Source organism: Photobacterium ganghwense (genome assembly GCF_017329545.1).
Classification (GTDB): domain Bacteria; phylum Pseudomonadota; class Gammaproteobacteria; order Enterobacterales; family Vibrionaceae; genus Photobacterium; species Photobacterium ganghwense.
In genome coordinates, this window is the sequence record NZ_CP071325.1 from 3,505,523 (window position 1) to 3,515,384 (window position 9,862).

The 9,862-nt window shown below is 53.9% G+C and carries 10 protein-coding genes; all 10 read right to left on the bottom strand.

Translation table 11 applies throughout. From position 1 onward, the window contains the following. Nucleotides 1-2: 2 nt before the first annotated feature. The gene (mnmG, locus tag FH974_RS15915; RefSeq protein ID WP_047887501.1) at nt 3-1,892 is read right to left on the bottom strand and encodes a tRNA uridine-5-carboxymethylaminomethyl(34) synthesis enzyme MnmG; all 1,890 of its coding nucleotides are present in this window, start codon (nt 1,890-1,892) and stop codon (nt 3-5) included. 430 nt (nt 1,893-2,322) lie between these two features. Continuing rightward, nucleotides 2,323-2,769 carry an FMN-binding protein MioC gene (mioC, locus tag FH974_RS15920; protein WP_047887502.1) on the bottom strand — a complete coding sequence of 149 codons (447 nt, stop codon included), beginning with the start codon at nt 2,767-2,769 and terminating at the stop codon, nt 2,323-2,325. 491 nt (nt 2,770-3,260) lie between these two features. Further along, on the bottom strand, nt 3,261-4,628 hold the full coding sequence (gene mnmE / locus FH974_RS15925; RefSeq protein ID WP_047887503.1) for a tRNA uridine-5-carboxymethylaminomethyl(34) synthesis GTPase MnmE: 1,368 nt from the start codon (nt 4,626-4,628) through the stop codon (nt 3,261-3,263). 134 nt (nt 4,629-4,762) lie between these two features. Next, entirely contained in the window at nt 4,763-6,379 is a 1,617-nt protein-coding gene (gene yidC / locus FH974_RS15930) for a membrane protein insertase YidC (RefSeq protein WP_047887504.1), read from the bottom strand. A 2-nt stretch (nt 6,380-6,381) separates the two neighbouring features. Continuing rightward, the gene (gene yidD, locus FH974_RS15935; RefSeq protein ID WP_084712690.1) at nt 6,382-6,639 is read right to left on the bottom strand and encodes a membrane protein insertion efficiency factor YidD; all 258 of its coding nucleotides are present in this window, start codon (nt 6,637-6,639) and stop codon (nt 6,382-6,384) included. Next, nucleotides 6,606-6,962 carry a ribonuclease P protein component gene (gene rnpA, locus FH974_RS15940; RefSeq protein ID WP_047887505.1) on the bottom strand — a complete coding sequence of 119 codons (357 nt, stop codon included), beginning with the start codon at nt 6,960-6,962 and terminating at the stop codon, nt 6,606-6,608. The genes yidD and rnpA overlap by 34 nt, the downstream gene beginning before the upstream one ends. 14 nt (nt 6,963-6,976) lie before the next feature. Then, nucleotides 6,977-7,111, bottom strand: coding sequence for a 50S ribosomal protein L34 (gene rpmH, locus FH974_RS15945; RefSeq protein WP_082210903.1), 135 nt, complete (start codon nt 7,109-7,111; stop codon nt 6,977-6,979). Between the two features lie 150 nt (nt 7,112-7,261). Then, nucleotides 7,262-8,032 carry an amino acid ABC transporter ATP-binding protein gene (locus FH974_RS15950; RefSeq protein ID WP_047887506.1) on the bottom strand — a complete coding sequence of 257 codons (771 nt, stop codon included), beginning with the start codon at nt 8,030-8,032 and terminating at the stop codon, nt 7,262-7,264. Beyond that, complete coding sequence (locus FH974_RS15955; protein ID WP_047887507.1) at nt 8,029-8,700, bottom strand: amino acid ABC transporter permease; 672 nt, start codon at nt 8,698-8,700, stop codon at nt 8,029-8,031. The genes FH974_RS15950 and FH974_RS15955 overlap by 4 nt, the downstream gene beginning before the upstream one ends. Nucleotides 8,701-8,796: 96 nt before the next feature. After that, a complete protein-coding gene (locus tag FH974_RS15960) occupies nt 8,797-9,552 on the bottom strand; it encodes an amino acid ABC transporter substrate-binding protein (RefSeq protein WP_047887508.1) in 756 nt (251 codons plus the stop codon). Nucleotides 9,553-9,862 lie beyond the last annotated feature (310 nt).

Genomic DNA, 9,862 nt, shown 5'->3' on the forward strand with positions numbered 1-9,862 from the left:
CCTTATTCGCCTTTTTTCAGCATGCCCTGTTTTTTCAGGTAGACCAGCAACAGCGAAATGGCCGCCGGGGTAATACCGGAAATACGAGAAGCCATCCCGACCGTTTCCGGCTTGGCATCGTTCAGCTTGGCAATGACTTCGTTTGACAGGCCTTTCACGACGCTGTAATCCAGATCCAGCGGCAATTTAGTGTTTTCGTGACGCAGGGATTTTTCCACTTCGTCTTTCTGGCGCTCGATGTAACCCTGGTATTTCACCTGGATTTCTACCTGCTCGCTGGCCTGGCTGTCATCATGAGCTGGACCGAACGTCTCGATCTCGGTCAGCTGGTTGTAGCTGACTTCCGGGCGACGCAGCAGATCTTCACCACTGGCTTCGCGCGCAATCGGCGATTTCAGGATCGCGTTCACGGCGTCAACCTGAGCAGAGCTCGGGGTGACCCAAATGCTGCGCAGACGCTGACGTTCCTGTTCGATGTTGTCCAGTTTCTGGTTAAATCGCGCCCAGCGCTCATCATCAACCAGTCCCAGCTCTCGGCCCATTTCCGTCAGGCGCAGATCAGCATTGTCTTCACGCAACAGCAGACGGTATTCGGCACGAGACGTAAACATACGGTACGGCTCTTTGGTGCCCATGGTGGACAGATCGTCAATCAGTACGCCGATGTAGGCCTGATCACGACGCGGGCTCCAACCGTCTTTCCCTTGCGCCTGCAGGGCAGCGTTCATACCCGCCAGCAGGCCCTGGGCCGCGGCTTCTTCGTAACCGGTGGTACCGTTAATCTGACCCGCAAAGAACAGGCCGTCGATAAACTTCGTTTCGAAGGTTTGCTTCAGATCGCGAGGGTCAAAGAAATCATACTCAATGGCGTAGCCAGGACGCACGATCACGGCATTTTCAAAGCCTTTCATAGAGCGCACGATTTGCATCTGCACATCAAACGGCAGGCTGGTGGAAATCCCGTTCGGGTACAGCTCGTGAGTTGTCAGACCTTCCGGCTCAATGAAAATCTGGTGGCTGTCCTTGTCGGCAAAGCGCATAACCTTGTCTTCGATCGACGGACAGTAACGTGGCCCGATCCCTTCGATCACCCCGGAGTACATCGGACTGCGATCCAGGTTATTACGGATCACGTCATGGGTTTTCTCATTGGTGTGGGTGATGAAACACGGAATCTGGCGCGGGTGATCCGAAGCTTTACCCATGAACGAAAACACTGGCGTCGGATTATCACCGTGCTGCGCCTGCAGCTGGCTGAAATCTACGGTACGTGCGTCAATACGCGGCGGAGTACCGGTTTTCAGACGATCAACCCGGAATGGCATTTCACGCAGACGCGAGGCCAGGGTGATCGATGGTGGATCCCCGGCACGGCCGCCGCTGTAGTTTTCCAGGCCAATGTGGATCTTACCGCCCAGGAAAGTCCCGACCGTCAGCACCACGGCTTTGGCACGGAATTTCAGACCCATCTGGGTGACCGCACCGACGACACGATCGTTTTCAATGATCAAATCATCGACCGGTTGCTGGAACAGGGTCAGGTTTGGCTGGTTCTCCAGCGCTTCGCGGACTGCCGCTTTGTACAGCGCACGGTCTGCCTGTGCCCGGGTAGCACGAACCGCAGGGCCTTTCGATGAGTTCAGGGTCCGGAACTGGATCCCGCCTTTGTCGATAGCCCGGGCCATGATACCGCCAAGGGCATCAACTTCTTTAACCAGGTGTCCTTTCCCGATCCCGCCGATCGCCGGGTTACAAGACATCTGTCCCAGCGTATCGATGTTATGTGTCAGCAGTAGGGTTTTCTGACCCATCCGGGCTGCAGCCAGAGCGGCTTCGGTACCGGCATGGCCACCACCTACCACGATGACGTCAAAATTGTCCTGGTAAAACATGGAACTACCTCGGGTATTAAAAAATCGCCAGTGAGTTACGTTGAGCAAAGGGGGAACATTCTATCCTGTTTCACGAAAAGAGAGAATCTTTCCAGATGATCATTTAATCCATGAAATGGGTAACGCTTAGATATATATAAGATCTTTTTAAAGAGATCTTCTGTTGGATCTATTATATAGATCACCCGATCGTGTGGATAACCGATAAATGATCCTAATGATCATGATGTTAGGGAGGATCATTAGTTGTGGAGTGGCATGGATCTCTACAAGGATTAGCTGGGATCAAAATGGGAAGTTATTAACAGGGGCTGGGAGCCTCAGAAGTTATTAAATGGATAACTATCGTTTGATCACCGTTTAGATCTATAGTTATCCACAGAAAAAAGTTTCAAGATCCGATAAATCGTGGGTAAATATTGAGTGTTTTTTAAGCGTTAAGGTGGGTTTTCCACGTTGTCAGCCATTCCTCAGCCGGATCTTCCGGTACCGGATCCTGAGAAACATCGATTTCCAGACGCTCACCAAGGCGACTGGCACCTAATGTGGCCAGCTGTTGATCAATGTTTTTGGCGGCGGCACAGAAAGTGTCGTAGCTGCTGTCGCCTAAACCGATAATGCCATAGCGAAGTGCACTTAAATCTGGCTGGTCGCTGGCCAGTTGTTCGGCAAAATGGACAAAGTTGTCTGGATAGTCACCTGCACCGTGGGTCGAGCAGATCACCAGCCAAATTTGGTCGGTACTCAGTGTGGCCAGATCGGCTTGATTGACGATCTCGGTCTGGTGGCCGTCCTGCTCCAGCAAATCGGCCAGGTGGTCGGCAACGTATTCGGCCCCGCCGAGGGTACTGCCGGTAATAAGGGTTATGTGGCTCATGGGCTCTCTCTGTGAACAGACAATAGAAGTATGCACAGGCATTGTACTGAGTTTATCCAAAGAGAAAAGCGCCAATCTGTAGGGCTTTGTCAGGATCTATCCCGGATTATACACAGGCTGTGCCATGGATCATTCAGGCAGATCGTACTGGACTGGGGGTAGGGATCGAGAGGTTGGGATCTGCTGTTTGTCAACGATAGCCGCAGTTTGAGGGGGAGCCCTGGGGCAAGCTGGTTGTCGACATGACAGGGGATAGGGGAAATGAAGCAGAGCCGGGTACTGAGACGGCAAGGGCGGCGACAGGAGAGGTGAATAACCGTGGAAGGATGGTCTGCTGGGACGGGCAGGTGACCCGGGAGTGGGCGTCCGGTAGCACGGAGCGGTAATACTGAGCACGGTGCGAAAAAAGCCCCCGGTGCAGACCGGAGGCTGAATCGTTTATGGTACAGAGCGAGAGGGCGGTCAGACTCCCTCACTCTCACTTGTACAGCTTATTTACCGATACAGAAAGAAGTGAAGATCCGGCCCAGCAGATCGTCCGAGGTGAACTCTCCGGTGATCTCGCTCAGGTGTTGCTGGGCCAGGCGCAGCTCTTCTGCCAGGATCTCTCCGGCCATAAAGCCTTCCAGCTGGGTCTGACCGATGTCTAAGTGCTCGGCAGCGCGCTCCAGGGCATCCAGGTGGCGACGGCGGGCCATAAAGCCACCTTCGGTCGTGCCACTGAAACCCATGCACTCTTTGAGGTGCTCACGCAGGCTCTCGACCCCTTCGCCGGTACGGGCTGACAGGCGGATTAGGGTAGGGTTGTTCACATGGCAAATCCCGGCAGTTTCTCCGGTCAGCTCGACCTTGTTGCGGATCACTGTCATGCCGAGGCCTTCCGGCAGACGCTCAACAAAGTCCGGCCAGATATCAACCGGATCGGTGGCATCGGTGGTGGTGCTGTCGACCATGAACAGGACGCGGTCGGCCTGGCGGATTTCTTCCCAGGCCCGTTCAATACCGATGCGCTCGACTTCGTCGGACGCTTCACGCAGGCCGGCGGTATCGATAATGTGCAGCGGCATGCCATCAATATGGATGTGCTCGCGCAGGACGTCCCGGGTGGTGCCGGCAATGTCGGTCACAATGGCCGAGTCTTTGCCGGACAGGGCGTTCATCAGGCTCGATTTACCGGCGTTCGGGCGACCGGCGATTACCACCTTCATCCCTTCACGCATGATGGCCCCCTGGTTGGCCTCGCGGCGCACGGCATTGAGGCGGTCAATGATGCCCTGCAGATCGCCGGCGACTTTGCCGTCCGACAGAAAGTCGATTTCTTCTTCCGGGAAATCAATCGCGGCTTCCACGTACATCCGCAGGTAAATCAGCGCTTCCACCAGCTCGTTAACGCGGGTTGAGAAGGCGCCCTGCAGGGACTGGAACGCGCTTTTCGCTGCTTCTTCTGAGCTGGCATCAATCAGGTCGGCAATCGCCTCGGCCTGAGCCAGATCGAGCTTGTCGTTCATGAAGGCACGTTCGGAGAATTCCCCCGGGCGGGCCGGACGGATGCCGTCAATCTGCAGAATACGGCGGATTAGCATGTCCATCAGCACCGGGCCACCGTGGCCCTGCAGTTCCAGCACGTCTTCGCCGGTGAAAGAGTTCGGGCCTTTGAAGAACAAGGCGATACCCTGGTCCAGCGCATTGCCTTCCGGATCTTTAAACGGCAGGTACTCGGCATAACGTGGCGTAAGCTCACGGCCGGCGACAGCCAGGGCGACTTCTCTGGCTTTCGGGCCTGAGACGCGGATGATGCCCACCCCGCCGCGTCCCGGCGGGGTCGCTTGGGCAACAATGGTATCTGTGTGTTCAATCATAATGTTGGCTTAGCTTGTAAAAGTCGCTGCAATTGTAAACAGACTAGCCGCGATTGCCCAGCGCTGGCAACTGAGCGGCTCGGAAGCAAATAAAAAAGGCGGCCCGGAGGCCGCCTTCAGAGTTCAGGGCTGCATCACTTACTGTGCAGGCCTTTCTTCTCCAGCGAGCGGTAAATCAGCGTCTGCTGGATCAGTGTCACGACGTTCGATACCAGCCAGTACAGAACCAGACCGGATGGGAACCACAGGAAGAAGAAGGTGAACATCACCGGCATGAAGGTCATGATCTTCTGCTGCATCGGGTCAGTCACTGTGGTTGGGCTCATCTTCTGGATCATGAACATAGTCACACCCATCAGCACTGGCAGGACGTAGTAAGGGTCCTGTGCCGACAAGTCGTGGATCCAGCCAAAGAACGGCGCGTGGCGCAGCTCAACCGACTCCATCAGGGCCCAGTACAGGGCGATGAAGATTGGCATCTGCAGAAGGATAGGTAAACAGCCGCCCAGCGGGTTTACTTTCTCTTTCTTGTACAGTTCCATCATTTCCTGGCTCATGCGCTGACGGTCGTCGCCGAAACGCTCACGCATCGCTTGCAGTTTTGGTTGCAGCATGCGCATTTTAGCCATGGAGGTGTACTGTGCCTTCGTCAGCGGGTACATCGCACCACGTACGATGAAGGTCAGCAGCATGATCGCCACACCCCAGTTAGACACTAGGCTCTGGATGAATGACAGCAGGCTGTGCAGCGGACTGGCGATGAACCACAGCCAGCCGTAGTCGACGGTCAGGTTCAGGTTGGCCGCGGTGGCTTCCATCTGGTCTTGCAGTTTTGGACCGACCCACAGGGTCGTGGTCATGGTCTGCTCACTACCCGGTGCAACCGTTGTCTGTGGCAGACGCACACCGATGTAGCCCATGCCGTTGCTGGTACGGGTGTACAGGTTGGTGGCTTCGCCGCTGCGTGGGATCCAGGCAGACACAAAGTAGTGCTGCATCATCGCCACCCAGCCTTGTTCGGCGATAGTCAGGTTCAGGTTCTTGTCCTGCATATCGTCGAAGCTGTATTTTTTGTATTTTTCGTTATCTGCCGAGAACGCGCCGCCACGGTAAGTCGGCATGGTCAGGCTGCCGCCATCATCCATCAGGTTCTGCTTCAGCTGAGCATACATCTGAACGCTTGCCGCAGTGTCTGATTGGTTGTTGATGGTGTAAGCCACATCGACCGCATAGCTGCCACGCTTCAGAACGAAGACTTTCGCGTACTGGATGCCGTCTTTTTCAAACGTCAGCGGTACACGCAGTTCGTCCTGGCCGTCAGCCAGAGTGAAGCTGTCAGCGCTCGCTTGCAGCTGAGCACGGCCAGCGGCTGTATCGATGCCGTTAGCACCAATCAGGCCTGATTGAGCAGTGTAGGTATGGCCTTGTTCGGACTTCAGCAGAACAAACGGGTCTTCAGAACCCAGTTCATTGTCGTAAGCCAGCAGTTTGGCTTCAATAATATCGCCACCAAGCGTATCGACAGTCAGCGCCAGTACATCTGTGTTGATAGTAATAAGGTTATTTGACGTGCTGTCGTCAGTCAGTGGTTGACCATCACCGGAGTGTGACGGAACATCACCGTTTTGAGTCACGTTTTGCACTACACCCTGGCTTTCCGGCTGTGGGTTGTTGTCCATGTTCCACTGCTGATACAGCAGGAACGAGACGAACAGTAGGGCAATTAACAGAATATTGCGTTGGGAATCCATCGTTAATTATCTCTGTCGTTATGCTTGGTTGGCGGAACGGGGTCATAACCCCCGTGAGTTAAAGGATGACATCTTAATAGACGTTTCGCCGCGAACCAACAACCTTTTATCGCTCCATGCGCTTTTAGAGATTCAATGGCATATTGGGAACAAGTAGGGGTAAAGCGGCAACGAGGCCCGATCAGAGGACTGATTGCCAGTTGGTAAAAGCGGACTAGTCGAATGACTAGCCACGCGAAGGGCGAGACAGGCGATGCCATAATTTATCTAGCAACTTAAAAAGTTCTTCGTTGCTCAGCTCACTGGCACTTTTCTTGGCAATGACCACAAAATCTTTAGCCGGCAGATCGGCTTGCTTGAGGCGGAAGCTTTCACGCACAGCGCGTTTAAACTTGTTTCTGCCAACAGCAGTTTTGATCTGTTTCTTTGGAACGGCCAGGCCTAGACGCGGATGGTCAAGGTTATTGGGACGGGCAAGAATAGTTAAGTGAGGAGAGCCAGCTCGATGGGCTTGCTGGAAGACTTTTTTATATTGTTCGGGAGTTAACAGACGTAACTCCCGAGAGAAAGCGTACTTACTCAAAATAATCAGAGCGATTACTTAGACAGACGCTTACGGCCTTTAGCGCGACGCGCGTTGATTACAGCGCGACCGTTCTTAGTAGCCATGCGAGCACGGAAACCGTGAGTACGCTTGCGCTTTAGAACTGTAGGTTGAAAAGTGCGTTTCATGGGTTATTACCTTAAATTAACTGATCAGTTTTTAAGTTTATTGTGGTTGTCGACTGTGGACAGCCGGACCTCCAAACAAAGAGGCGGAATTGTAATCACTGAACGTTCAATAGTCAATGATTACTCCCGCAGAGAACTGCGGGCGCTGAATTATACTTCTTGTGGCGATGAGTGCAAGGATCCTTCGCGGATCCCAACCTGACTCAGGAACTTTTTCAGGCGTGGATCTTGCGGATTGGTGAAGATCTGCGTTGGCGTGCCCTGTTCGACAAACTCGCCGTCCGCCATAAAGATCACCCGATCAGCCACTTCCCGGGCAAACTGCATCTCATGGGTAACCACCAGCATGGTCTGGTGCCGGGTCGCCAGTTTTTGCATCAGGTTCAGGACTTCCCCGACCCATTCCGGATCCAGGGCGGACGTCGGCTCATCAAACAGCAGCAACTCTGCTTCTAGCGCCATCGCGCGGCCGATCCCGACCCGCTGTTGCTGACCGCCGGACAAGGCTGCCGGGTAATGGTCACCTTTGTCGCCCAGACCTATGTCATCCAGAATCTGCTGGGCGCGCTGGTGAGCTTCGGCTTTGTGCCAGCCTTTGACCGTGATCAGTCCTTCGGCAATATTCTGGCGTGCTGTCAGGTGGGCGAACAGGGCGTAGTTCTGGAACACGAAGCCGGTTTTGCGGCGCAGGGCCAGTACATCGGCCTTGTTGGCCTGCTGCGCGGCGACGGAGAGACTGTCAATGGTCACTCGGCCCTCGTCGGCGGTTTCCAGAAAGTTGATGCAGCGCAGCAGGGTCGATTTACCGGTACCGGACGGACCGATCACCACCACAATTTCCCCTTTCTCTATGGTCAGGTTGAGCCCGGAGAAAATCGTGCTGTCGCCGAAGCGTTTGGCAAGGTTCTGAATGCTAATCATCGTGTGTACGCTCTGTTAAGTTTCACTTCTGCCCAGTCCTGGATGCGGGTCAGGATCAGGACGACCCCCCAGTAAATCAGGGCAACGGCCAGGAAGGCTTCAAAGAACTTGAAGCTGGAGGAGGCTTCCATCTGAGCCTTGGCCATGATTTCGGCAACCCCAAGCGTGAACGCCAGAGAAGTCGACTTAATCATATCGATGAAATAGTTCATCAGCGATGGCAGCGCGACACGGGTCGCCTGCGGCAGAATAATCCGGCGCATGGCCTGTAGCTCGGTCATGCCGATCGCCAGGCTGGCTTCCCGCTGGCTGCGGTCGATACCGATAATGGCGGCGCGGATACTTTCGGCCATGTAAGCGGCAAAGTGCAGGCTCAGGCCAATCACCGCGGCGGTAAAGGCATCAATCCCAACGAATACCGGGAAGACCTGAGGCAGGCCGTAATACAGCAGGAACAGTTGTACCAGCAGGGGGGTGCCACGGAAAAAACTGATGTACAGCTGACTGAGCTGATTCAGCAGCGGCACCCGATAAATGCGCAGCAACGCCAGCGTCAGGGCGAGGATCAGGGCAAACAGCAGGCCCCAGAGTGCCATTCCCATCGTGGTGCCGAGATACTTAAACAGGATCGGCATCAGCGACAGCATGTAGTTAAAATCGAAACCCATGGGTGGTCTATCTTCTTGTGGTTAGAGTTGAAGCGACAAAGGCCCACCGAGGTGAGCCTTTAAGTATATGAAGAAATGCCGTGTAGAGGTGGAATGTTATTCCGTGATGTCCGCATCAAACCATTTAATGGAGATGTTTTTCAGGGTGCCGTCTTCACGCATGGCGGCCAGTGCCTGGTTAACTTCATCACGCAGCTTCTCACCTTTTTCGCCTTTCAGGAACGGCCACGCGTTCTCAATCTTCTCGAATGGCTGACCGGCCAGTTGCAGCGGCAGGTTGGCTTTTTTGATCAGCTCAACGGAAGACAGACGATCCATGACAAATGCATCAGTACGACCCAGGGCGACATCGTGCTCAATGCCGGTGTCGTAGGTCTTGATGTTGATCTTACCGTCTTTATCCAGTTTGCGCAGCAACTGCTCGTAGTTTGAGCCCAGGTTAACGCCAACGGTCTTACCGGCCAGGTCGTCAGTGCTCTTGATGCTGTCGTTGCCCTTGCGTACCACCAGCTGGGCACCATCAATCACATAAGGGTCGGCAAACAGGTACTTGGCTTTACGCTCATCGGTAATGGTGATCTGGTTGGAAATGGTGTCGATACGACCGGTTTCCAGCAGACCAAACAAACCGGAGAAGTTAGCGGTGACAAACTCAACCTTGTAATCGTTACGCTTGCCGATTTCGTTCCAGACATCCACCTCAAATCCCTGCAGCTGATCCTGCTTTACAAAGGTGAACGGAAAGTAACGGCCTGACATGCCTACTTTAACGTCAGTGGCAGCCATGGCAGTCTGGCTGGCCGCAAGTGTCAGTGCAACCGCCGTAAACGTTGTTTTAACCCAGCTTTTCATCCTGTTTACTCCTCAGGGATAGTGGTAGAGGGCAGATTATTGATAATCCTATCTGCTTATATCCGGCTTTTTTAAATAACTAAGAGTTATTTCAAATAACCTAAGGTTAGGACATGGATCCAGATCGTGTTCATGAAATTGTGGGTAAGGAGGGGTAAAATTGTGGTGATCTTGCCATTTGCTGTGCGATCTATGTGAATAACTCCGATCTTATTCACTGGATCTGCGATCTCTTTGCTGGAGATCCTGAGCCAGCAGGTATAAAATTGCATCCCTTTCGTGTTTTCAGTTATTCAGTGTGGAGTCGAGC

Coding starts and splice junctions, on each gene's coding strand:
- mnmG (WP_047887501.1), bottom strand. CDS start 1,892: ATGTTTTACCAGGACAATTTTGACGTCATCGTGGTAGGTGGTGGCCAT.
- yidC (WP_047887504.1), bottom strand. CDS start 6,379: ATGGATTCCCAACGCAATATTCTGTTAATTGCCCTACTGTTCGTCTCG.
- FH974_RS15960 (WP_047887508.1), bottom strand. CDS start 9,552: ATGAAAAGCTGGGTTAAAACAACGTTTACGGCGGTTGCACTGACACTT.
- FH974_RS15950 (WP_047887506.1), bottom strand. CDS start 8,032: ATGATTAGCATTCAGAACCTTGCCAAACGCTTCGGCGACAGCACGATT.
- rpmH (WP_082210903.1), bottom strand. CDS start 7,111: ATGAAACGCACTTTTCAACCTACAGTTCTAAAGCGCAAGCGTACTCAC.
- mioC (WP_047887502.1), bottom strand. CDS start 2,769: ATGAGCCACATAACCCTTATTACCGGCAGTACCCTCGGCGGGGCCGAA.
- mnmE (WP_047887503.1), bottom strand. CDS start 4,628: ATGATTGAACACACAGATACCATTGTTGCCCAAGCGACCCCGCCGGGA.
- yidD (WP_084712690.1), bottom strand. CDS start 6,639: ATGGCATCGCCTGTCTCGCCCTTCGCGTGGCTAGTCATTCGACTAGTC.
- FH974_RS15955 (WP_047887507.1), bottom strand. CDS start 8,700: ATGGGTTTCGATTTTAACTACATGCTGTCGCTGATGCCGATCCTGTTT.